This is a genomic window from Bacillus altitudinis, assembly GCF_001191605.1.
In the GTDB taxonomy this organism is placed as follows: Bacteria; Bacillota; Bacilli; order Bacillales; family Bacillaceae; genus Bacillus; species Bacillus altitudinis.
In genome coordinates, this window is the sequence record NZ_CP009108.1 from 1185070 (window position 1) to 1206869 (window position 21800).

26 protein-coding genes and 1 riboswitch are annotated in these 21800 nt (G+C 41.9%); of the genes, 18 read left to right on the forward strand and 8 right to left on the reverse strand.

The annotated features are described in order from the left end of the window. Positions 1-157: 157 nt before the first annotated feature. Positions 158-1390, reverse strand: coding sequence for a beta-ketoacyl-ACP synthase II (fabF, locus tag ID12_RS06095; RefSeq protein ID WP_050826871.1), 1233 nt, complete (start codon positions 1388-1390; stop codon positions 158-160). A gap of 103 nt (positions 1391-1493) precedes the next feature. Here fabF and ID12_RS06100 point away from each other — a divergent pair, with 103 nt between their 5' ends. Then, positions 1494-2330, forward strand: coding sequence for a helix-turn-helix transcriptional regulator (locus tag ID12_RS06100; protein ID WP_048002325.1), 837 nt, complete (start codon positions 1494-1496; stop codon positions 2328-2330). A gap of 360 nt (positions 2331-2690) precedes the next feature. Here the strand turns inward: ID12_RS06100 and ID12_RS06105 are convergent, their stop codons facing one another. Continuing rightward, positions 2691-3197, reverse strand: a complete 507-nt coding sequence (locus tag ID12_RS06105; protein WP_017366508.1) for a hypothetical protein — start codon at positions 3195-3197, stop codon at positions 2691-2693. A gap of 118 nt (positions 3198-3315) precedes the next feature. On the opposite strand from ID12_RS06105, the gene ID12_RS06110 reads away from it, so the two are divergent. The 10 genes from ID12_RS06110 (at position 3316) to ID12_RS06155 (ending at position 8839) form a co-directional block, all read left to right on the forward strand. Beyond that, on the forward strand, positions 3316-3630 hold the full coding sequence (locus tag ID12_RS06110) for an ArsR/SmtB family transcription factor (RefSeq protein ID WP_008343888.1): 315 nt from the start codon (positions 3316-3318) through the stop codon (positions 3628-3630). Positions 3631-3713: 83 nt separating this feature from the next. Continuing rightward, the gene (locus ID12_RS06115) at positions 3714-4142 is read left to right on the forward strand and encodes a DMT family transporter (protein WP_008343887.1); all 429 of its coding nucleotides are present in this window, start codon (positions 3714-3716) and stop codon (positions 4140-4142) included. 13 nt (positions 4143-4155) lie between these two features. Then, positions 4156-4620 carry a DMT family transporter gene (locus ID12_RS06120; protein WP_017366510.1) on the forward strand — a complete coding sequence of 155 codons (465 nt, stop codon included), beginning with the start codon at positions 4156-4158 and terminating at the stop codon, positions 4618-4620. 122 nt (positions 4621-4742) lie between these two features. After that, a complete protein-coding gene (locus ID12_RS06125) occupies positions 4743-5003 on the forward strand; it encodes a metal-sensitive transcriptional regulator (protein WP_003217059.1) in 261 nt (86 codons plus the stop codon). 125 nt (positions 5004-5128) lie between these two features. Then, complete coding sequence (locus tag ID12_RS06130) at positions 5129-5611, forward strand: DsrE/DsrF/DrsH-like family protein (RefSeq protein WP_050826872.1); 483 nt, start codon at positions 5129-5131, stop codon at positions 5609-5611. A gap of 14 nt (positions 5612-5625) precedes the next feature. Beyond that, the gene (locus ID12_RS06135; RefSeq protein WP_050826873.1) at positions 5626-5982 is read left to right on the forward strand and encodes a rhodanese-like domain-containing protein; all 357 of its coding nucleotides are present in this window, start codon (positions 5626-5628) and stop codon (positions 5980-5982) included. Positions 5983-6035: 53 nt separating this feature from the next. Further along, positions 6036-6596 carry a sulfurtransferase TusA family protein gene (locus ID12_RS06140; RefSeq protein WP_050826874.1) on the forward strand — a complete coding sequence of 187 codons (561 nt, stop codon included), beginning with the start codon at positions 6036-6038 and terminating at the stop codon, positions 6594-6596. Positions 6597-6611: 15 nt separating this feature from the next. Then, positions 6612-7739, forward strand: a complete 1128-nt coding sequence (locus ID12_RS06145; RefSeq protein WP_017366513.1) for an MBL fold metallo-hydrolase — start codon at positions 6612-6614, stop codon at positions 7737-7739. Positions 7740-7773: 34 nt separating this feature from the next. After that, positions 7774-8004 (forward strand): sulfurtransferase TusA family protein, encoded by a 231-nt coding sequence (locus ID12_RS06150; RefSeq protein WP_050826875.1) that lies wholly within the window; start codon positions 7774-7776, stop codon positions 8002-8004. A 58-nt stretch (positions 8005-8062) separates the two neighbouring features. After that, complete coding sequence (locus ID12_RS06155) at positions 8063-8839, forward strand: sulfite exporter TauE/SafE family protein (protein WP_017366514.1); 777 nt, start codon at positions 8063-8065, stop codon at positions 8837-8839. Between the two features lie 52 nt (positions 8840-8891). Here the strand turns inward: ID12_RS06155 and ID12_RS19330 are convergent, their stop codons facing one another. Both ID12_RS19330 and proS read right to left on the reverse strand, forming a co-directional pair. Next, on the reverse strand, positions 8892-9068 hold the full coding sequence (locus ID12_RS19330) for a hypothetical protein (RefSeq protein ID WP_017358723.1): 177 nt from the start codon (positions 9066-9068) through the stop codon (positions 8892-8894). A gap of 176 nt (positions 9069-9244) precedes the next feature. Next, positions 9245-10678, reverse strand: a complete 1434-nt coding sequence (gene proS, locus ID12_RS06160; protein WP_035703007.1) for a proline--tRNA ligase — start codon at positions 10676-10678, stop codon at positions 9245-9247. 400 nt (positions 10679-11078) lie between these two features. Beyond that, positions 11079-11178, forward strand: a riboswitch (purine riboswitch). Between the two features lie 77 nt (positions 11179-11255). Here proS and ID12_RS06165 point away from each other — a divergent pair. After that, complete coding sequence (locus tag ID12_RS06165; protein ID WP_017358727.1) at positions 11256-12428, forward strand: MFS transporter; 1173 nt, start codon at positions 11256-11258, stop codon at positions 12426-12428. A 42-nt stretch (positions 12429-12470) separates the two neighbouring features. Here ID12_RS06165 and ID12_RS06170 read toward each other — a convergent pair whose 3' ends face one another. Both ID12_RS06170 and ID12_RS06175 read right to left on the reverse strand, forming a co-directional pair. After that, on the reverse strand, positions 12471-12848 hold the full coding sequence (locus tag ID12_RS06170; protein ID WP_048002330.1) for a hotdog domain-containing protein: 378 nt from the start codon (positions 12846-12848) through the stop codon (positions 12471-12473). 137 nt (positions 12849-12985) lie between these two features. Then, positions 12986-13753, reverse strand: coding sequence for a GNAT family N-acetyltransferase (locus ID12_RS06175; RefSeq protein ID WP_050826876.1), 768 nt, complete (start codon positions 13751-13753; stop codon positions 12986-12988). Between the two features lie 207 nt (positions 13754-13960). Here ID12_RS06175 and ID12_RS06180 point away from each other — a divergent pair, with 207 nt between their 5' ends. The 3 genes from ID12_RS06180 (at position 13961) to ID12_RS06195 (ending at position 16237) form a co-directional block, all read left to right on the forward strand. Next, a complete protein-coding gene (locus ID12_RS06180; RefSeq protein ID WP_050826877.1) occupies positions 13961-14419 on the forward strand; it encodes a MarR family transcriptional regulator in 459 nt (152 codons plus the stop codon). 347 nt (positions 14420-14766) lie between these two features. Further along, a complete protein-coding gene (locus ID12_RS06190; RefSeq protein WP_050826878.1) occupies positions 14767-15228 on the forward strand; it encodes a 2-thiouracil desulfurase family protein in 462 nt (153 codons plus the stop codon). A 181-nt stretch (positions 15229-15409) separates the two neighbouring features. After that, positions 15410-16237 (forward strand): aldo/keto reductase, encoded by an 828-nt coding sequence (locus ID12_RS06195; RefSeq protein WP_017358734.1) that lies wholly within the window; start codon positions 15410-15412, stop codon positions 16235-16237. 50 nt (positions 16238-16287) lie between these two features. On the opposite strand, the gene ID12_RS06200 is transcribed toward ID12_RS06195, so the two are convergent. Further along, positions 16288-17370, reverse strand: a complete 1083-nt coding sequence (locus ID12_RS06200; RefSeq protein ID WP_050826879.1) for an iron-containing alcohol dehydrogenase family protein — start codon at positions 17368-17370, stop codon at positions 16288-16290. A gap of 199 nt (positions 17371-17569) precedes the next feature. Between ID12_RS06200 and trhO the strand changes: the two genes are divergently transcribed. Further along, entirely contained in the window at positions 17570-18538 is a 969-nt protein-coding gene (trhO, locus tag ID12_RS06205; RefSeq protein WP_007498459.1) for an oxygen-dependent tRNA uridine(34) hydroxylase TrhO, read from the forward strand. A gap of 342 nt (positions 18539-18880) precedes the next feature. Next, positions 18881-20500 carry a glutamate/serine transporter AimA gene (locus tag ID12_RS06210; protein WP_024719047.1) on the forward strand — a complete coding sequence of 540 codons (1620 nt, stop codon included), beginning with the start codon at positions 18881-18883 and terminating at the stop codon, positions 20498-20500. Positions 20501-20534: 34 nt separating this feature from the next. Here the strand turns inward: ID12_RS06210 and ID12_RS06215 are convergent, their stop codons facing one another. After that, complete coding sequence (locus tag ID12_RS06215; RefSeq protein WP_035390601.1) at positions 20535-20735, reverse strand: hypothetical protein; 201 nt, start codon at positions 20733-20735, stop codon at positions 20535-20537. Positions 20736-20920: 185 nt separating this feature from the next. Between ID12_RS06215 and licT the strand changes: the two genes are divergently transcribed. Beyond that, the gene (licT, locus tag ID12_RS06220; RefSeq protein ID WP_035390599.1) at positions 20921-21757 is read left to right on the forward strand and encodes a BglG family transcription antiterminator LicT; all 837 of its coding nucleotides are present in this window, start codon (positions 20921-20923) and stop codon (positions 21755-21757) included. The last annotated feature ends 43 nt before the right edge of the window (positions 21758-21800 follow it).

Consider the following 21800-nt stretch of genomic DNA (forward strand, 5'->3'; position numbering starts at 1 on the left):
GGTCACCTGCTCTTTCAATTTTTTAAGTATTTTCTTTTCTCCATTTAATATATCAGATTGCTGAGGCTCGTCATATTTTGTCTGTGAGGTATTCCCATCATGAAAAAAACAAGGGCTATAAACCCTTGTTTTGTCATTATTTCACCTTTTCATCACTTCAATCGTAATGTTTTAACAAGATGGCTGAATTATGTCCTCCAAAACCAAAAGAATTGGATAGCCCATATTTCAATGGAAGTTGTCTCGCTTCTAATACAACATCTAAATTGCAATCTGGATCTTGTTTCTCTACATTAATAGTTGGTGGAATCATTCCTCGTCTCAAACTTTCCACTAAAGCAATCGCTTCTACTCCGCCAGCAGCACCAAACATGTGCCCCGTCATTGACTTGTTCGCAGTTGTTGGAATTTCGCCTGAACGATCACCAAATAATTTCTTAATGGCTAGAACTTCTGAACGATCACCTACTTGTGTACTTGTTGCATGAGCACTAATAACATCGATTTCACTTGTTGATATATCTGCACTTCTCAATGCTTTCTTCATGGCTAAGTAGGCACCCCTACCTTCTGGGTGTGAAGCGACCATATGATGTGCATCTGAACTAGCTCCGTATCCCACTACTTCACATAATATCGGCGCATCTCTAAGAATTGCGTTGTCTAATGATTCTAATACTAAGATACCTGCGCCTTCACTCATCACAAAGCCATCTCTATCTGTATCGAATGGGCGGCTGGCTCGACTTGGGTCTTGGTTTCTAGTAGATAGTGCGTGTGCGTTTCCAAAACTAGCCAAAGATATCTGATTGACGGCAGCTTCTGCTCCACCGGCAAATATAATATCTGCTTCTTCATTTCGGATCGCATTGAAAGCTTCACCAATAGAAGTGTTCCCGATAGAACAAGCTGTGACCGGTGACAATGATGGCCCTTGTGCGCCTAATTTGATGCTGATTTGGGCCGCAGCTGCATTTGAAATCATCATGGGGACAAGGCTGGGGCTTACTCTCGATGGACCTCGTTTATCTAATACATTCACATTATCAACAAGCGATTGTATCCCCCCGATTCCTGAACCAACATATACGCCTAAACGTTCAAGATCTACTTGATCTAACTGTAATTGTGAATGTTCTAATGCTTGTTCGGCTGCTGCTAACGCAAACTGACTAAAACGATCTAATCGTTTTGCTTCTTTTCTCCCTAATATTTCATCTGCATCGAAATCACGAACGATTCCAGCTATTTTTGTTTTATAATCAGTCGTATCAAAAGAATCAATGAGAGATATTCCTGATTGTCCTTTAACTAATTGATTCCAAAAGCTATCTATATCATTTCCTAGCGGGGCAATAACTCCCATTCCAGTAATAACAACTCTTTTCATGATCATTCCCTCCTTGTTTTTATTAACTTTAGCCATTGTGTTATCCTATTACAAGTTGTTGTTTATCCTAGTATAACGAATAATATTTTAAAAGGAGACTTTAATGAAACCTGAAACAAGACTTCAAGCATTATCAGAATTTCTAAAAAACCAACGTTCAAAAATTACGCCTCAAACGGTTGGTTTACCTGTAGGAACCCGCCGAAGAACACCAGGACTCAGAAGAGAAGAAGTGGCTCAACTAGCCGGTGTGAGTCTTACTTGGTATACCTGGTTAGAGCAGGGCAGAGATATAAAAGTATCTACTTCGGTATTAGATGCGATTTCTAGTGCATTACAATTAAATAACGATGAAAGGAGATATTTGTACGCTTTAGCGTTAGAGGAAGGTGTGAAACAATCCTATATCATTGAGAATGAGAAGGAAATCAGTCCGGCTTTAGTGAAAATTCTGCAGGAACTTCGTTATTGTCCAACGATTATATCTGATAGAAGAAGTCAGATTGTTGGGTGGAATCAAGCAGCAGCTAATGTATTTTTGGACTTTGAACAAATCATCCCGGAAGAAAGAAATATCATCCGCTTACTATTCGCAAGAAAGGAATTTAAAAGTTTAGCCGTGAATTGGGAGCATTTTGTAAGAGGATATATCGCCATATTTAGAACGTATTATGGTCAGTATGTGGCGGATGAATGGTATGAGCAATTTATAGAGGAAATGGAGCAGGCATATCCTGAGTTTCGTAAAATATGGAATGAAAATGAGATCAGCTATGCACCTGAAGTATTAATTGAATTTCGTCATGCTAAGGTAGGGAAAATGTTGTTTAATCTCACTTCATTACAAGTGTACGGGGATACTGACTTAAGATGCAGTGTCTATACTCCAGTTGAGGATACTGAAACGGAGCTTAAGTTGAAACGTTTGATTGAAGGGTAGCTATTGTTTGGAGAGAAGAATAGATTTGAGGTATCCTTCCTTCGTTATAATTTAGATAAATTAAGTATTTATGGTAGAAATTATTTTGTGCTTTTTAAACTTAATCATGACATTTAGCTTCTTCGGGTATCGCTGATTGAGACATGCCGTCTATTCGCTTATCTAGTTCAAATAATATGAAAAATTTTATGATGTTCTGAAGAGAGGTAATTGAGGAAATTTTGGTTCCTTCAACTACCTCCGTGTTACATTTCTATTCGCTTTTCTATTCATAACTCCAATTGATCCTTTGCTTAACCAAGGTTACGCTTCTACAATCTCTAATAACACAGCATTTTGATGTAACTTGTCAATTCTCCTCTACCTCTTCACTAGTACATATTGTAAGTTTTCTAATTCAAACATATCAATCAGTTCATCGATCCCTTTAAAATCGATATGTTTTCCAAACCGTTTTTTGCTTAGGTCAATTTCTACATCCAATTGATCGTCCTTTTCTTTCATTTCGAGTCCATCTAGACAAGAATAGATTTCGATGGTTTCTCCTTTTGACAGTTCTTTTTCAATGAATTTAAAAAGTGCACGAAGAGAATGAATGATGCCTAATTCATAAACAAAAGGATGCGTGAATTTGTCTCTTACCTCTTCATAGACGGGATCTAGATAATCAATATGAATGCCTTCGAAATCCTCTTCTGTTTCAAATACTTCTATCAAAAGATCTTCCTTTTGATAGGTTTTATGCTTTTTTTGTTTTTTATCAAACATGCTGATATTGAGTTCAGAGAATGGTTTATAGGTAGGATTTTGACCAATGGTACCAAGCGGCAGTTCTTTGTTTGATCCAATATAATGCTGTAAAGTCATGGGTTGCCCTCTTTCCTTGAAATATTCCTTATAGCGTTGATTATTTCCTTTTTACCAATTTAGAGGTGAATATGCAATGGCTTGACATATCGGTATTTCTAGATATACAATGTCTGCCATGGAACCTATTGATGTGTTTAAGGCATTATCGAATGAAACAAGGTTGAATATTTTAAAGTGGCTCAAGGAACCTGAGAAGCATTTTCCTAAGCAAGGCGCTCATTTACCGAAGGAGGTTAGTTATAAGGGGGGCGTTTGTGTTGGGGATATTCAAGAAAAGGCGCAAATTTCTCAATCAACGGTCTCTAGCTACTTACATTTGATGCAAAAGGCTGGTCTGCTTGAATCGGTACGGCATGGACAATGGACATACTATAGACGAAATGAAGAATTTATCCAACAGATCGGACAATATATGAAAACAGAGATCTAAAGGATGTGTGATTTCTGTTTTTTTCTATTCTATATATCTGTTTATCTAGATATATAAATATATGAATTGAAGGAGATTTGATGATGCGTTTGATTTTTTATGTACTTGCGCTACTAGCGGGTGCGGCACTTAGTTTTGAAGGAGCCATCTATGCGGAACTGGGGAAGTCGATCGGACAGTTAGAAACGAGTTTTTATAACTTTTTTGTCGGTTCAATTATCATGGGGCTATTGTGGCTCTTTTTTGGCAAAGGTGACCTTTCCTATACGTTGAAGGCACCGAAATGGTCGCTACTTGGCGGAGCGATGGGGGTTGTGTATTTAACGTCTATTGTGGTGAGTGTTCCATTTGTTGGTGTGGGGGTAACGATGGTTGCTGTCATTATTGGTCAGCTGCTGATGAGTATGGTGATTGAGCATTTTGGCTGGCTTGGGAGTCAGAGAACGAGAGTAAACAAAGAGAAGGTATTTGCGGTCATTTCGATGATCATTGCCCTTATTCTTATTCATTAGGAGGAAAGTCGATATGGCATTATTGTTAATTTTATTTACTTTCATCGGAGGCATTACGTTAAGTGCGCAATCTTCCATAAACGGTACGTTTAGCAGGAGAGCAGGTACGATTGAAACGACCTTTTTGACCTTTTTAACGGGTACGATGTTTTTGACCATTCTGATTTTATTCTTTGGGAGCGGCCATCTGTTGAATCTCTTGCATGCACCAAAGTGGCAGTTGAGTGCGGCTTTTCTTGGAACGGCTTATTTAATCCTGACAGTGATCGCTGTTCCGAAAATCGGTGTCATTGCTGCGAATATTGCGGGGATTGCTGGGCAGCTTGTCATTGGAATGGTTATCGATCATTTTGGCTGGTTCCATAGCCTGGTGATTTCACTTGATCTCAAACGCATATTGGCATTGTTCTTTATGCTGATCGCTCTTTATTTTATTTACAAAGGAAATAAGCGCTCTCGAGAGGAAGCGAGTGCTTAAAGAGAACGTGCTGCTGCGACATTTGCTCTCAGCAGCTCTTTTATACTAATTCATCATGTTTGACTAAATACCTATCAGGGTATACTATCTGATCATAAGGAAAAGAGAAAGGAGTGTTAAACGTGGAGTATAATCAGCAGATGAAGAATCGTCTTCGCCGGATTGAAGGGCAGATTAAAGGGGTTCTTGCGATGATGGAGCAGGGAAAAGATTGCCGCGAAGTGGTGACGCAGCTATCTGCATCACGCAATGCCATTGATCGTGCAATGGGTGTGATTGTGAGTACAAACCTTGAACAATGTGTCCGTGAAAGTCTTGAACAAGGCAAGGATACAGAGGGGCTTGTCAAAGAAGCGGTTGAGCTCTTGGTGAAAAGCCGGTAAGAAATTCCTCAGCCTTTGGAGGTTGACGAATTTTTTTACTTGTTATAATATACCCTTACCGGTATATGTATATATTTTTTGCTTTTTGTATACCCCCACGGGTAATTAAGATAAGGAGGATCATGATGGAAGAACAAAATAAACGAACGACGATTGTTTTATTTAGTGGAGATTATGATAAAGCGATGGCCGCTTATATTATTGCAAATGGCGCAGCAGCTTATGATCACGAGGTGACTATTTTTCATACTTTTTGGGGGCTGAATGCCTTGCGTCAGGAAGAGATGGTGCCACTGAAGAAGGGATTTTTAGAAAAAATGTTTGGCAAAATGATGCCGCGTGGCGCTGATCGAATGGGGCTGTCAAAGATGAATTTTGCAGGAATGGGACCGAAGATGATCAAGCATGTGATCAATAAACACAATGCCATGACCCTGCCGCAGCTCATTGATATGGCGAAGGAACAAGAGATCAACCTCGTGGCATGTACGATGACGATGGATCTTTTAGGGCTGCAGGAGAATGAATTACTAGCAGACATTCAATATGCCGGTGTGGCCGCGTATTTAGCAGAGGCAGAAATCGGGAATGTGAACTTATTTATCTAGGGAGGTGTCCATACATGATTCAAATGCTTTTGCTCATCATTGTGATCGCTTTGCTTGTGAGCCGTTTTCTTCCCGTACGGGGTGTGAAACAAATGGACGCAGCTCATCTGAAACCTAAATTGCATAGTCGGCATCAACAGCTGATAGACGTGCGATCACCTTTAGAGTTTCAAACAAATCATATAAAAGGATTTCAAAATATCCCCTTACCACAGTTAAGGAATCGAGCGCATGAGCTTGAGAAAGACAAAGAAGTGTATGTGATCTGCCAAAGCGGGATGAGAAGTATGCAGGCGGCTAAATTGTTAAAAAAACAGGGATTTACCCACATTACGAATATCAAGGGTGGCATGAATGCTTGGCGATTATAGGTATAAATAGGCTTTAAAATATACCCCCCCCCCTATAAAAAGGAGGAAAAACAATGCAGCAACCAACAGCAATTCTAGATGCAAAAGGATTGGCATGCCCAATGCCCATTGTCAAAACGAAAAAACAAATGAATGAGCTCTTGCCAGGAGATGTGCTTGAAGTGCAAGCAACCGATAAAGGGTCTACAGCGGATTTAGCAGCTTGGTCAAAAAGCGCCGGTCATGAATTTTTAGGAACAAAAGTAGAAGGACAGGTGCTTCATCATTTGATTCGTAAAGGCGGAGCGAAACAGGAGGAGGAGCAGTCAATGATTTCGGAAATGTCGTTGAACATGTTTCAACAGAAGGTAAAAGAAGATCAGTCATTGTTTATTTTAGATGTACGAGAGCCAGATGAATACGAAGCGGGTCATATTCCAAGAGCTGTTCACATCCCTCTTGGCGAGGTGGAACAACGTGCTGAAGAATTGAACCGAGAGACGCTCATTTACCTCATCTGTCATTCAGGCAGAAGAAGTGAATTAGCCGCACAAAAGTTAAAAGAAAAAGGATTTCATCAATTGATCAATGTAGTGCCAGGTATGAACAGCTGGACAGGAGAGATTGAAAAATAGGAGCTGAATGAAACGATGACTGTAAAAGCAATGACAGCAGAACAGTTAACAAAAAAGATCATCAACAAAGAGCCGATCTTTTTGTTGGATGTACGAAACGAATCAGATGTGCAGGACTGGAAAATTGAAGGGAAAGCCGTTGAATATTTAAATGTGCCTTACTTTGAGCTTCTTGATGGCGTAGAGGATATGGTGGAGAACATACCGGATGACCTAGATGTACTGGTCGTTTGTGCGAAAGAGGGCTCTTCTATTATGGTGGCAGAGATGCTGTCAGAGGCAGGCAGAACGGTCCATTATTTGCAAGGCGGCATGAAGGCATGGAGTGAGCATTTAGAGCCAGTGAAGATCGGTGATTTAACTGGCGGTGGAGAGTTGTACCAATTTGTGCGAATGGGCAAGGGTTGCTTGTCCTATATGATCATGTCGAATGGAGAAGCTGCGATTATTGATGCAGCTAGAATGACGGAGGTCTATACGCAATTTGCTAAAAAACACCAAGTCACGGTGACGCATGTGTTTGATACGCACCTTCATGCGGACCATATATCTGGCGGGAAAAAGCTGTCTGAACAGACTGGCGCTATCTACTGGCTGCCGCCAAAAGACGCCGAAGAGGTGACATTTGCGTACAATCACCTTGAAGAAGGACAGCGTGTGACGATTGGAGCGGCGGATATTGATATTCACGCCCTTTATTCACCAGGCCATACGATTGGTTCAACCTCTTTTATCGTAGACGACCGTTATCTCCTTTCAGGTGATATTTTGTTCATTGATTCGATCGGACGACCTGATCTAGCCGGTATGGCGGAGGACTGGGTAGGTGATTTGAGGGAAACCCTTTATACGCGATATACGGCGCTTTCGGCAGAATTGATTGTGCTACCTGCACATTTTATGATCGTGGAGGAGCTTAATGAAGACGGGAGCGTTTGGAAGGAGCTGGGCGCTTTGTTCGAAGAAAATCACGGGCTGAACATTGAAGATGAAGACGTATTTAGACAAATGGTCACGCAGGATCTTCCTGCACAGCCAAACGCTTATCAAGACATTCGGTCTACCAATATGGGGAAGCTGCATCCAGACGAGGAAGCGCAGCGAGACATGGAAATTGGTCCAAACCGTTGTGCGATTCGATAATGTTCAATAAAATAAAGAAGCGAGGGATGATCAGATGACATCAGATCACATTTTAGACGTAACCGGGCTTGCATGCCCAATGCAGATTATTCGGACGAAGAAAAAAATGAACGACTTGGCTGAAGGCCAAGTATTAGAAATACATGCAACAGATAAAGGGGCCAAAGCTGATTTGACTGCATGGGCTAAGTCAAGCGGACATGAATTGATCATGCAGACGGATGAAGGACAGGTGCTGAAGTTCTGGGTGAGAAAAGGGTCCTAAAGGGGAGAGGGGTATCTATGAGGGAACCCCTTTTCCTTTTGCAAAGGAGGAGACCAGCGTGGATTTTGCATTTTTCATTACTTTATTTATCATCGGATTTATTGGTTCCTTCTTATCAGGAATGGTCGGAATAGGAGGATCGGTGATCAACTATCCCATGCTGCTTTATATCCCACCTCTTGTCGGAGTGATGGCATTATCGGCTCACGAGGTTTCAGGGATTGGTGCCATTCAAGTACTGTTTTCGACACTCGGCGGTGTGCTGGCGTATCGAAAAAGCGGATTTTTACATCGTCCATTGATTTTATATATGGGGAGCAGTATATTGGCAGGGAGTTTATTAGGCAGCTATTTATCACATTTCCTTCCAGAGAAAGGCATCAATGTAGTCTATGGTCTGCTTGCCATTGTCGCTGTCATTTTAATGCTTGTTCCGAAAAAAGGTCAGCGGGCAGAAGCAGATGGAGAGGTGACCTTTCATAAAGGATTGGCGGCTGGTATTGCCTTTGTGATCGGAAGTGTATCCGGTGTATTAGGTGCAGGCGGTGCCTTTATTTTAGTGCCGGTGATGCTATCGATTCTCAAAATCCCTGTGCGGATGACGATTGCCTCGTCTCTGGCCATTACGTTTCTCTCTGCGATCGGCGCATCGGCTGGGAAAGTGCTGACTGGTCAAGTCATGTTCATGCCTGCGCTTGTCTTAATGGCAGCCAGTTTGATTGCTGCGCCGATTGGGGCGAAGATTGGTCAGAAGATCAATGCCGTTTATTTGCAATGGGCACTTGCCGTGATGATTACAGCTACAGCAATTAAAATCTGGCTGGATTTATTATAAAAAAAAGACCAACAACTGAGAGCAAGGGCTCTTTTCCATGTGTTGGTCCTTTTTATTTCATATCATCGTGCTCGATATACGTTTCAAGTGCAGGGTGGTACTCTTTTTGATAATGAAGATTGGGGCATGTTTTCACGACTTTGCCTTGCAAGGCATTGGACTTCGAGACATCTAATGCTGTTTTACATTTTGGACAACGTTCGTTAAATATTGAGAGCCAGCGCTTCATAGATCACCACTCCAGTTAAAGTCTTAAAAACCGATTATATTAATATGAATTATAGGGGATTGTGTGAAGGAGGTCAATGGATATTTGGCTCTTTTTAACAAAAAAGAAGCATCGTATAAGATGCTTCAGTGTATAGACAAACCCCTGCATTATTTGTAAAAAAATTTGAAATATGATTAGTAGGCTTTTGCCCAGAACACCATATCAGAAGCTGGTTTCCCGCAGCAGACACATGTGTCAGAAACGGATTCTTGTTCAAACGGGATACAGCGTGATGTCGCCCCTGTTCTCTCTTTGATGTCGTTTTCACAGTCTTCATCGCCGCACCACATGGCTTTGATCAACCTGTTTTCTTCGGCAAGAAGCTGCTCGATGTCTTCGATTGTGTGGGCGTTTGATGTTTTTTCATGTAATCGTTCTTTTGCTTTTTCGTACATCGTCTGCTGAATGTCTTCAAGCGTGGACGTGATGGTTTGTTCAAGTGCATCTAATGTGACGGCTTGCTTTTCACCAGTGTCTCGTCTTGCGAGCATCACCTGACCTTTTTCCATATCCTTTGGTCCTACTTCTACGCGTAATGGGATGCCCTGCATTTCGCATTCGTTGAATTTCCAGCCAGGCTGTTTATCACTTGCATCGATGTCAGCGCGTGCGATGCGGGCGAGTCTATCCTTTAATTCATAGGCATGATCGAGGACACCTTCTTTATGGGAAGCAATTGGCACAACACGTACTTGGGTTGGCGCAATGTTTGGCGGCAGGACAAGTCCTCTGTCATCGCCATGCACCATGATCATAGCGCCAATAATTCTTGTGGTGAAGCCCCATGATGTTTGCTGGACATGCTCTAATTTTCCTTCTCGATTTAAAAATTCAATGCCAAACGCCTTGGCAAATCCGTTGCCGAAGAAGTGAGAAGTGGCGGTTTGCAGGGCTTTTCCATCATGCATCAAGCTTTCAACCGTATAGGTGAAGCGGGCGCCAGCGAATTTTTCTTTCTCTGTTTTCCTGCCTTTAATGACAGGGATCGCTAGAAGCTCTTCACAAATAGACGCATAGATATGAAGCATTCTTTCTGTTTCTTCAATCGCTTCTTGCTCAGTCTCGTGACAAGTGTGCCCTTCCTGCCAGAGGAATTCAAGGGTTCTAAGGAATGGACGTGTTGTCTTTTCCCAGCGGACGACATTGGCCCATTGGTTATATAGCTTCGGTAAATCACGATAGGAATGAATGATGTTTTTATAATGCTCGGCGAACAGCACCTCGGATGTTGGTCTGACGCAGAGTCTTTCCTGTAATTCCGAATCACCGCCATGTGTCACCCATGCCACTTCAGGAGCAAAGCCTTCGATATGATCTTTTTCCTGCTGGAGAAGGCTTTCTGGGATAAAGAGCGGCATATAGACATTCTCGTGACCCGTTTCTTTGATTTGACGATCAAGTTCGTCGCGAATATTCTCCCAAATTTTAAAACCGTATGGCTGAATGATCATACTGCCTCTAACGCTTGAATAATCGACGAGACGCGCCTTTGTGACAACATCTGTATACCACTGGGCAAAGTCGTCTTCCATGCTTGTAATTTTCTCAACAAATTGTTTCTTTGACATCGTCTTTTTCCTCCTTTTAAAAAAACAAAAAAGCTGTGCTTTAAGTTAGGGACCATTCCTGGTGGTACCACCCTAATTTAAAGCACAGCTTTACACTCGATCATGATAACGGTATGAACCGCTGTATGAAACAGAACTAAATCGGCAGGTTCACTTGAAGATGTCAGTAGGAACTTCTCAGCACCGTTCCCTCTCTGGTAAAGATCGATTCAAGCTACTATTCCAGATCTACGTTGATTCTTGTTCGTTGATTTTTCATCAGTTTACCTGTAAATGGGGGAGAAAGCAAGTTGGTCCGCAAGTTCATTTCATGCCCTTCTGAGGTCGTTTATGTTGCTGAGCCATTGGCAGACACTTTCTGTTTTTGCAGCTTGCACGTTATGGAAGGCTATGCTAATATATTTGAAGAAAAAAATAGACTTGTATAACCTCAATAATATGGTTTGAGGGTTTCTACCAGGATCCGATAAATCCTGATTACAAAAGCGCGCTTTCCTTTTTTGTAATCAGGGTTTTTTTGTTTGTCTGCACCCTGTATCAAAAGTGAAAGCCATGATATAGAGAAGGGATGTTAGACATGAACTGGAGAGTTTATTTATTAGCTGTTTCTACTTTTGCGGTTGGATTAGTTGAGCTTGTGGTCGGGGGCATTCTGCCAAGTTTAGCAGAGGATCTCAATGTGTCTCTTGCGACAGCTGGGCAGCTGATCACGGTATTTGCGATTGTGTATGCTATTTCAGCACCGGTGCTACTGACCGTCACAGCCAAAATCGAACGAAAGCGTCTTTATTTAATCGCATTATTGGTCTTTACATTAGGCAATGTATTCACATATTTTAGTTCCACCTTTGCCCTTGTCATGATCTCTAGGGTCTTGATTGCCATGAGTACAGCGCTTGTTGTGGTACTATCATTGACGATTACCGCCAAGCTGGTGGAACCAGCGCATCGAGCGAAAGCATTAGGTCTGATTTTTATTGGGATTAGCTCATCACTTGTTCTCGGTGTACCGATCGGTATTTTTATTACAGAGAGCTTTGGCTGGAGAGTGATGTTTTTAGGAATCAGTATTCTGTCAGCCATATCTATGGTACTCATTTATTTTCTATTGGAGAAAATGCCTGTTGAAAAAGTCACGCCGCTTAAAGAACAAATTCGTTCTTTAGGGCATCCGAAAATTTTCAGTGCACATTTGATTAGTTTGTTCATGCTTGCTGGTCATTATATGCTGTATTCTTATTTCACGCCATTTTTGATGGAAGTTCTGCATATGACTCCGTTTTGGATTAGTATTTGTTATTTGGTCTTCGGACTTGCGTCGATTGGCGGGAATGGGTTTGGCGGCTGGCTGAGTGACAAACTAGGATCAGGAAAAGCCATTTTGCTTGTGACCATGGCGTTTGCCATTGTGATGTTTATCCTTCCTTATACAGCGGGAGTGTTTATGCTCTTTATGGTGATGGTTGTCCTATGGGGTGCTCTTAGCTGGGCACTGACACCTGCTTTGCAGAGCTATTTGATTCAAACAGACCCTGTGACGTCTGATATTCAGCAGAGTTTGAATACATCCGCTTTGCAAATTGGGATTTCCATTGGATCAGCCGTGGGCGGTGTCATGTTTACAATGACCGGTTCATCTGTTGATTTGGCTAAATTCGGCGCTGTTTTTGTGCTGATTGCCTTTAGCTGTGCAGTGATTTCATTAAAGAGGCCGCCGCTTTATATGGATCGTCAGCATCACGCTGAATAGAAGAGAATAAGATCGTTTAGCTGCCTCATCATAGGCAGCTTTTTATTTTTTGAAAACCACACCTTCGCTTTTACCAGTAATGACTTCTTCTCCATGCTGATTGATATAACGGGAAAAAAGGTAGACTCGATGGTATTTTTCAAGGGGTTCTACCTTGGTGACGGCCATCTGACAGGTAATGGTGTCACCTGTATAAACAGGGCGTATGAAGGTACATGTCATCTCTTGACCGATAAAATGAAACTGCCCGCCAAGTTTCGTGGCTAGACTTGCTGTGAGAAAGCCGTGTACCATGAGCCTGCCTTGATCATCTAGCTCGGTATGATGTTTGCCAAGATCACCTGTCATCTCGCCAAATTGGATTACATCTTCATGCGTATAGGTTTTGCTTGTTTGAAATTGATCGCCTGGTCGAACCATCTGTTCTTCAGCTCCTTTTTTTAAATGTACCAAAGGAGTGAATGAATGTACATTCATTTTTGTGATGAGATGTTAGAGGCAAAGAAGAGACAGGATGCCTTTCTTTGCCCTTGATAGGTCAGGAAAAATGTCATCTTCTATTCAAAAATAACCATTTCTCCAATTGGATGAAATCCGGCACGCTGATAGATATGTTTGCCGTCATTTGAGGCTTGTAACATCACACACTTTTGTTTGTTATCTGTCTGGGTCAGAAGGTAATGAAACATGTCACTGCCAAGTCCTCTTCCGCGGTGTTCTGCCTTTGTGATGACATCATAAATACCGTAGCTGTCTGTTGTTTCAATCAATAAGCCCGTTGTGACCGGTTTGTTGTGTTCATATCCAACGAACATGCGTGTACTCGGGTGTAATCGTTCAATCGAAAAGCGCTGGAAATAGCTGTTTAAAGAGATTGCCTCAGGTGATCCTTCGAAAAGTTCGATAAATAAATGTTGATAATCGAGAAAAGTTTGATCGTCAGTCACTTCCTTGATCGTAAGCGATTGAGAGGTCCTTTGATCGATGTCGTTTGTATGTTCAAACATCATGATTGTATTGCGTTCCACTTCTTGAAGCCCATATTTCTGCATGATATTCGACCAATCGGGATGGAGCAGGCTTTGAGTGATCCATGTGCTGAATGTTAGCTGCTGTTGCTGCATTTGTTCGATGGCAGCTTCCACTTTTTGTTGATCTTGTATGTGCGCTGAAATGGGTAATAACAAATTGAACGTGTCAGTTGATATATGCGTGTTTGATAGAACGAAATCCTCCGTTGATAGGAACGATCCGTTGACAACAGAAGAAAACAAATTTATTTTTTCTTCTAACTGGCGAATGGCCATTTGCTGCTCTGTTTTCATTCTCTCACCTTCTTTTTTTGATTGAGGGTTACTTATCATAAATGATAGCAAAGAAAAGGAAATTGTGCCGTCTCTTGCAATCTAGTAAAAAAGTTCTTTTATTTATCAGGTCTGATGACCCATTCTTTTCCTCATCCCCACATTTCTTTTGACTCCTTTATTGATTATTAGTACCATTTTATTAACCAGTTAAGAGTGGAGGTTCAGATGGAAACAAACGAGCAGATTGTCTTAAAAGCGATTCAAGATTTGATTATGCATAGGGAAAAGAAAAGGAACGATCCAACAGATCCACTGATTACCACGACTGATACACTCAAGCAAGATTGGACACTTACACAGCTTCATATTTTATCTATGATTCAAGCAAACCCTAACGAATCCAATAATACATTTCTTTCACAACAACTAAAACTATCAAAACCAGCTATTACAAAAGCTGTAAAAAAGCTCATCGAAAAAGGCATGGTCGACTATCGCCACCGGCAAGGTGACAAGAAATCCGTCTATTATTCACTCACAGAGGAAGGCACACAGCTTGCGGCACTGCATGATGAGCTTCATGAACAGGCAGTCTCCTCCTATTTAGAATTCCTCCATGAATTTAATGAAGACGAACTACATGTTATTGAGCGCTTCTTAAAGGCTTGGAAGGAAAAGATATAAATAACGAACCGAAAGCTTTCTATAAACTAGATGCTTTCGGTTTTTTATGGTAAAATTAACATATATTGACGTTATTCGTGATGATGATTGAGGGAGGGAGCCGTGTTGGTGAAAGAGATGATGGAGAATTTTAAAAAATCTATTTTTATCATGCCGTTCGTCGGATTGTTTGTCAGCTTGCTATTATTTGTTTATTTCTTTGGAGTGACAGGAGTTGAAGGGTCCATGTGGGCGGCTGTTTTGTATTGTGCTCTGCCCTTTCTGATGTACACGATACTCTGTTTGCCTTTATGGATTTATTTTAAAGTCAGCAAAAAACGTTCAATACATAGAAATGAGGAACATACATGATCGTTGTCAGCGCTTGTCTTGCGGGATTAAAGGTCCGTTATAATGGCAGCCATCGATTAGATCAACGTATCGAGGAGCTTGTGCAGGAAGGAAAGGCGATAACAGTTTGCCCTGAGCTGCTTGGCGGTTTCTCAACACCAAGACCTCCCGCAGAAATTATTGGTGGAGATGGTCATGATGTCTTACGAGGGCAGGCTGCTGTTGTTGATGTTCATGGAACAGATGTGACAGAGATGTATGTAAAAGGTGCACAAGACACGCTTAAGCAGGTTCAGACTATTGGCGCAACATCCGTCGTGTTAAAAGAGTACAGCCCTTCTTGCGGAACCCGGATGATCTATCGGGGAGAGTTTAACGGGAAGACAAAGGCTGGGGACGGTGTGGCGTCTGCCTTGCTGAAACAGCATGGGATTCAAGTATTCTCTGAGGAGGATGATTGGACCTCGCTGTTTGTATAGGAATAAGTAGAAATCTATTTAATTAAAAAACAAATATATTCACATAAAAATTTTGTGTTGTTAGTATGGGACAAAATGAAATTAGATCATAGTAGCCCTTGCATGGTCTATTTTCATGCATGATCTTTCGCACATTCGGGTATAGTGCATGGTAAGCAAAAATGAAGCGGAGGTTTGTTTGATGAGTGGATTAACAGATACAGTCACATTAGCAAACGGAGTGAAAATGCCGAAGCTTGGCTTTGGTGTATGGCAAGTAAAAGATGGGGATGAGGCTGTAAATGCAGTCAAAGACGCACTTGAAGCTGGCTATCGCAGTATAGATACAGCAGCGGCCTATCAAAATGAAGAAGGTGTTGGCAAAGCCATTCAGCAATCAGGCATCTCTCGCGATGAGCTGTTCATTACGACAAAAGTGTGGAATAGTGATCAAGGATATGAGTCAACGCTTGAAGCCTTTGAAACGAGTATGAACAAACTAGGTCTGGATGTATTGGATCTTTATTTAATCCATTGGCCGGTTGAAGGCAAATATAAAGAAACGTGGAAGGCGCTAGAAAAGCTTTATAAGGATGGCCGTGTGAAAGCCATTGGCGTGTGTAACTTCCATCAGCACCATTTAGAAGATTTATTAGAAGAGGCAGAAGTGGTGCCAATGGTCAATCAAATTGAACTGCATCCGAAGCTGACGCAAGAGCCTTTACGTGACTACTGCAAGGCAAAAGGCATTCATGTAGAAGCATGGTCGCCATTAGGCAGCGGGAAACTTCTTAACCATCCGGTGCTTCAAGATATTGCAAAAAAACATGAGAAGTCAGTAGCGCAAGTCATTCTTCGCTGGGACTTGCAGCATGGCATTATCACCATTCCCAAATCGGTGACGAAGAGCCGAATCATCGAAAACACAAACGTATTTGATTTCGAGTTGTCCGCCCATGAAATGAGTGTCATTGATCAGCTCAATGAAGATGAGCGCACGGGTCCAGACCCAGATAACTTCGATTTTTAATATAAGTAAAGCACAGGCGGGATGCCTGTGCTTTTTATTTGCCCATATGTTCAAACCGTCTTTTGAGGCTGATAGGTCTCAATGATTTGAATGGCGTCGACAATTTGCTCTTTCGTATAGTCTCCAATCAAACAAAAGGTTTCATCTTTACGTGCAGCATGGTTTGCCACTGTATGTGCTGCTTCCTCTAGCTGAGCTGTGATGCCAAGCTCACGCATCGTTCTAGGTAATCCGAGTGTTTGATAGAGCTCAAGTAATTCTTCTACTTCCGTCATACGGTTTTCTGCGGCAAGCTGGACGAGAATGCCATAGGCCACTTTTTGTCCATGTAACACATGATGTGTTGCATCAATAAATGTTAATCCATTATGAACGGCATGGGCTCCTGCCATTCTGCCATAACGTCCTCCATAGCCGCCGACTGTTCCGGCTAACGTAATGATCGTATCTGTTACATCTGCAAAGGCTTGAGAAAGCTGGCCTGTTTTTAAACTGCTAACGGCTTCTTCACTATGAGTCAGAAGAATGTCACGAACGTACACTGCCTGCTTTAATGCAGCATGTACCATGAGCGGCAAGGTGCCTTTTGTGTTACGAATAATGGCTTCCGCTTCATACCATTTTGCGAGCGTATCCCCAATTCCGCTTTGGAGATAGGAAAGAGGAGATGAAAGCAAAAAAGTATGATCAATTAACGTGAGATAGCTGGACCGCTTATGATAGTCGACCCTCATGAAATTTCCCTTGTCATCATAAATGACGCTGAGCGGTGTAGAAGCCGCACATGTCCCAGGAATCGTCGGCACCATGATCACTTCAATTTGGAGAGCGTCGGCAACAGACTTCGCTGTATCTAAAATCGTTCCGCCACCGATCCCGATGATCACGTCTGAACTCTTGAGTTCTTCCGCAATTCGTGTGATCGCATTTGGTGAACTGTAACCTTTATGCTGAACAATAGGCCACTCGGATGGAAGCTTTGTGTACTGTGAAAAGGCTTGATATGAGTCATATCCTGTCACTATAGCAGGTGAGTGAAAAGGAGATGCAAGTGACTCGAGTTCGTGATAAATTCCCTTTTGAGAAATAAACTGGTTAGGACCGCTTCTGACGATCTCTTCTGGCTGGATCATTGACTTATGCTCCTTTACGAAATCATATAGTTCTTAAATCATCTCATTTTACAGAAAGTTCTGTCAAATAATCGAACAATATGAGACCATAGACCCTTCCGTTTTATGGAATTGAACTACTGACATTGCCTTAAGGTATGTATTTCCTGTATGATATAAAATGGTATGTTTTGATTAAATTTAAGAGGTGTTTATATATATGGAAAAACAATATCGTGTATTACTTTACTACCAATATGTCCCCATTGAGGATCCAGAAACATTTACAGCAGAGCATCTAGCATTCTGTAAGGAACTTGGTTTGTTAGGTCGTATTCTTGTTTCATCTGAAGGCATAAACGGAACCGTTTCTGGTACCATTGAGCAGACGGACAAGTACATGCAAGCATTGAAAGAAGATCCACGCTTTGCGTCCATGCCAATTAAAATTGACGAAGCAGATGGTCATGCGTTTAAGAAAATGCACGTCCGCCACCGAAATGAATTGGTGAATTTAAGTCTTGAAGATGATGTGAATCCGCTAGAATTAACGGGGAAACATCTCAGCCCAGTTGAATTTTACGAGCAAATGCAATCACCTGATACGGTCGTGATTGATGCACGTAATGATTATGAGTTTGATGTCGGTCACTTCAGAGGTGCTGTGCGCCCTGACATTGAGACATTCCGTGAATTGCCTGAGTGGATTCGTGACAATAAAGAGATTCTTGAAGGAAAAAAAATTCTGACGTATTGCACAGGCGGCGTACGCTGTGAGAAATTCTCAGGATGGTTAAAGCGTGAAGGCTTTGAAGATGTATCCCAGCTTGACGGTGGAATTGTCACGTACGGAAAAGACCCAGAAGTTCAAGGAAAGCTATGGGACGGTCAATGTTATGTGTTTGATAACCGCCTAACGGTTCCAGTCAATCAAACAGAGCACGTTGTGGTAGGAAAAGATTTCTTCACTGGCGAACCTTGCGAGCGTTATGTGAACTGTGCGAACCCTGCATGTAACCGCAAAATGATTGCAACAGAAGAAAGCGAGCATAAATATATGCGCAGCTGCAGCCATGAATGCCGAACAAGCGAACGTAACCTTTATGTGAAACAGCACAATTTATCTGAAGAAGAAGTTCAAGAAAGACTAGCTGTCATTGAAAAAGAACAAGCAATCTCACAAGGATAAGAGGGTTTCCCTTTTATCCTTTTTTCTTTGGATGATATGTGTTCAGAGGGAAGAGGAAGTCATTTCCTCTTTCTTTTTTGTTTTGTTTTTTTCAAAATAAGGGTAAAGGTAGTTAATCAGTCTAATAGATTGAACAGTTGAAAAAGCGCTTTCTTTTGAAATAAGCATGTTCGACTATTTCAGAAAATGGAGAATTGAGAGATAATATAACAGGCAAAAAAATGAACAAAGATAAAAGTTCAGATCAGAAAGTATTTGCCAATGGAATGAAAGGTGAGCTGCTATAAAAGAAAGGCGCTTGCTCGACACATCTCTGTATTTTAATCGAAAGGTGTTATGAACATGAATCATTTGCATCGTAGGATGGGAACTTTCGCTTTAATGATGGTAGGTCTTGGCTCAATCATTGGTTCAGGATGGCTCTTTGGTGCGTGGCGGGCTGCTCAAATCGCCGGCCCTGCTGCTATTTTGTCATGGTTGATCGGGATGGTTGTTATTTTATTTATCGCATTGTCTTATAGTGAACTCGGGTCGATGTTTCCAGAGGCAGGCGGAATGGTCAAATATACGCAATATTCACATGGCTCTTTTATTGGATTTATCGCCGCTTGGGCAAACTGGATCGCCATTGTCTCAGTGATTCCTGTTGAGGCAGTTGCCTCCGTTCAATACATGAGCTCATGGCCTTGGGAGTGGGCAAAGTGGACAAGCCATTTGGTCACAAAAGGGGTTTTGACGACCGAGGGGCTCATGGTGGCAAGTGTGCTGCTGGTGATTTATTTTCTGCTCAATTATTGGACAGTTGGGTTGTTTTCAAAGGCGAATACATTCATTACGGTTTTTAAAATCGTCATTCCAGGATTAACAATTGGTGCGCTCTTATTCGTAGGTTTTCATAGTGAGAATTTTACTTCTGGAACAAGTATTGCGCCGAACGGCTGGGCGAGTGTGCTCACAGCTGTCGCAACATCAGGGATTGTGTTTGCTTTTAATGGCTTCCAAAGCCCGATTAATATGGCAGGAGAAGCGAAAAATCCAGGGCGTTCGATTCCAATCGCCATTGTTGGATCGATTTTGATTGCAACGGTCATTTATGTGCTGCTGCAAATCGCTTTTATTGGCGCTGTCGATCCATCAATGATTGTGAATGGCTGGGGGCATTTGAATTTTAACTCGCCATTTGCTGACCTTGCCATTGCGCTAGGGATCAACTGGCTTGTCCTTATTTTATATGCAGATGCGTTCGTTTCTCCTTCTGGCACAGGGATTACGTATACGGCGACGACGTCTCGTATGATTTATGGGATGGAAAAAAACAAGTACATGCCGAGTGTACTTGGTCGTCTGCACCCAATTTATGGTGTGCCTCGTCCAGCGATGTTTTTTAACTTAGGCGTATCGTTTATCTTTCTGTTTTTGTTTAGAGGATGGGGGGTTCTCGCTGAAATTATCTCTGTGGCGACCCTGATTTCCTATTTGACAGGACCTGTGACAGTGATGACGCTGAGAAAGACAGGCACAGATTTATATCGTCCACTGCGAATTAAAGGACTCAGCATCATTGCTCCGCTTGGTTTTGTCTTTGCATCATTGACACTGTACTGGGCGAGATGGCCGCTGACGGGTCAGGTGCTGTTCATTATTCTCATCGGTCTGCCAATCTATTTTTACTATCAAGCAAAAGCGAAGTGGAAGGGCTTTGGCCGTCACTTTAAAGCAGGTGCTTGGATGGTTGTGTATTTGCTTGTGATGATGACGATTTCTTGTCTCGGCAGTGATAAATTTGGCGGGTATAACGTCATTCATTATGGTTGGGATATGGCGCTCATTGCAGTTGTGGCGTTGTTATTTTATATGTGGGCACTCAAAAGTGGATTTGAAACAGAGTTTTTAGAAGATGCGAAAAAAATTAATGATGAACTGCGTGCTTCTCAGAAAGAAGCCGCCTCATCTAAGGAATAACGGAAGGGCTGCCTGAATACGGAGGGCAGCCTTTTTATTTGGATAGATGATGCATGACATGCTGCTTTAGCCAAGTGGTAACGCCGTGTAGAACGGTGGCTGTCACAAGACAGATAAGCGCATATCTCCATAGCTGATCTAAGCCTTGTCCACTAAGCCAAAAAACAATACCTAGAATAAAGAGAGTCAGAATGAACATGAATAAAAAAGATGCTGACCAGAAAAAAGCCTTCATCGAAGGTCACCTCCTCGGGGTATTGTATGCAGGCCGAGGGAGGATCAGACCAGCAAGAAAGAAGTGAAAATATCGTTAAATCTATTTCAAAAGTCAGATAAAAACGCCAAGTGATTTGACAGTTGTGTTAAGATGAGAGCATATTTTGAGTGTAGATGGCTGGTTATAGACGGAGGTGTTTGGAGATGCAGATTCAAAAGGTTCTAAACAATAATGTCATTAGTGTGATAGATGAACAAGGAAAAGAAATCGTCGTCATGGGCAGAGGCATCGCTTTTCAAAGACGTCCCGGCGACCCGGTGGACGAGGCGTTAATTGATAAAGTGTTCCGCCTAGAGGATCATTCCGTACATGAGCGGATGAAAATGTTGCTTCAAGAGGTTCCATATGATGTCGTCAAGGTGACCGAGGAAATGATCCAATACGCACATACAAAGCTGAACCGAAGATTAAACGAAAGTCTGCATGTATCGCTGGCAGACCATATTCATTACGCCATCGAACGATTAAAGAAAAACCACTTGATTGAGAATTCGCTGATTTGGGAGATTAAACGTTTATACAAAGATGAATTTCTCGTGGCGAAGGAATGCCTTGAGATGATTGAAGATCGTCTTGATATTGAACTGCCCGAAGATGAAGCGGGCTTTATTGCCATGCATATCATTAATGCAGAGCTCAATGAAGACATGAATACAACGGTCAATATCACAAAAGAAGTGAATGCCATACTGACCATTGTGAAATATCACTTGAACATGGAATTTGATGAAGACTCGCTCAACTTTTATCGTTTTCTCACACATTTACGCTTTTTCGTACAGCGTCTCATCAACGAAACGTTACTCGTCAGTGAAGATCAAGATTTATATCAGCTGATTAAAGTGAAATATCCGAAGGCGTACGAATGCGCAAAGAAAATCGCGGAATATGTGTATCAAACATATCATCGCGATCTAACATCAGAGGAGATGCTCTATCTATCGATTCATTTGAATCGACTCATCAAACGAGAAAAATAAAGATAGAATTTTAAAAGAAAGCGTTGACATCATAAAAAGTGAG

Bases quoted from the DNA above. Each gene is read 5' to 3' on its own strand.
- ID12_RS06140 (WP_050826874.1), top strand. From the start codon at position 6,036: ATGCAGCAACCAACAGCAATTCTAGATGCAAAAGGATTGGCATGCCCA.
- ID12_RS06110 (WP_008343888.1), top strand. From the start codon at position 3,316: ATGGAACCTATTGATGTGTTTAAGGCATTATCGAATGAAACAAGGTTG.
- fabF (WP_050826871.1), bottom strand. From the start codon at position 1,390: ATGAAAAGAGTTGTTATTACTGGAATGGGAGTTATTGCCCCGCTAGGA.
- ID12_RS06120 (WP_017366510.1), top strand. From the start codon at position 4,156: ATGGCATTATTGTTAATTTTATTTACTTTCATCGGAGGCATTACGTTA.
- ID12_RS06195 (WP_017358734.1), top strand. From the start codon at position 15,410: ATGAGTGGATTAACAGATACAGTCACATTAGCAAACGGAGTGAAAATG.
- ID12_RS06100 (WP_048002325.1), top strand. From the start codon at position 1,494: ATGAAACCTGAAACAAGACTTCAAGCATTATCAGAATTTCTAAAAAAC.
- ID12_RS06135 (WP_050826873.1), top strand. From the start codon at position 5,626: ATGATTCAAATGCTTTTGCTCATCATTGTGATCGCTTTGCTTGTGAGC.
- ID12_RS06180 (WP_050826877.1), top strand. From the start codon at position 13,961: ATGGAAACAAACGAGCAGATTGTCTTAAAAGCGATTCAAGATTTGATT.
- ID12_RS06150 (WP_050826875.1), top strand. From the start codon at position 7,774: ATGACATCAGATCACATTTTAGACGTAACCGGGCTTGCATGCCCAATG.
- ID12_RS06145 (WP_017366513.1), top strand. From the start codon at position 6,612: ATGACTGTAAAAGCAATGACAGCAGAACAGTTAACAAAAAAGATCATC.
- licT (WP_035390599.1), top strand. From the start codon at position 20,921: ATGCAGATTCAAAAGGTTCTAAACAATAATGTCATTAGTGTGATAGAT.
- ID12_RS06215 (WP_035390601.1), bottom strand. From the start codon at position 20,735: ATGAAGGCTTTTTTCTGGTCAGCATCTTTTTTATTCATGTTCATTCTG.
- ID12_RS06200 (WP_050826879.1), bottom strand. From the start codon at position 17,370: ATGATCCAGCCAGAAGAGATCGTCAGAAGCGGTCCTAACCAGTTTATT.
- trhO (WP_007498459.1), top strand. From the start codon at position 17,570: ATGGAAAAACAATATCGTGTATTACTTTACTACCAATATGTCCCCATT.
- ID12_RS06175 (WP_050826876.1), bottom strand. From the start codon at position 13,753: ATGAAAACAGAGCAGCAAATGGCCATTCGCCAGTTAGAAGAAAAAATA.
- ID12_RS06170 (WP_048002330.1), bottom strand. From the start codon at position 12,848: ATGGTTCGACCAGGCGATCAATTTCAAACAAGCAAAACCTATACGCAT.
- ID12_RS06210 (WP_024719047.1), top strand. From the start codon at position 18,881: ATGAATCATTTGCATCGTAGGATGGGAACTTTCGCTTTAATGATGGTA.
- ID12_RS06105 (WP_017366508.1), bottom strand. From the start codon at position 3,197: ATGACTTTACAGCATTATATTGGATCAAACAAAGAACTGCCGCTTGGT.
- proS (WP_035703007.1), bottom strand. From the start codon at position 10,678: ATGTCAAAGAAACAATTTGTTGAGAAAATTACAAGCATGGAAGACGAC.
- ID12_RS06115 (WP_008343887.1), top strand. From the start codon at position 3,714: ATGCGTTTGATTTTTTATGTACTTGCGCTACTAGCGGGTGCGGCACTT.
- ID12_RS06165 (WP_017358727.1), top strand. From the start codon at position 11,256: ATGAACTGGAGAGTTTATTTATTAGCTGTTTCTACTTTTGCGGTTGGA.
- ID12_RS06130 (WP_050826872.1), top strand. From the start codon at position 5,129: ATGGAAGAACAAAATAAACGAACGACGATTGTTTTATTTAGTGGAGAT.
- ID12_RS19330 (WP_017358723.1), bottom strand. From the start codon at position 9,068: ATGAAGCGCTGGCTCTCAATATTTAACGAACGTTGTCCAAAATGTAAA.
- ID12_RS06190 (WP_050826878.1), top strand. From the start codon at position 14,767: ATGATCGTTGTCAGCGCTTGTCTTGCGGGATTAAAGGTCCGTTATAAT.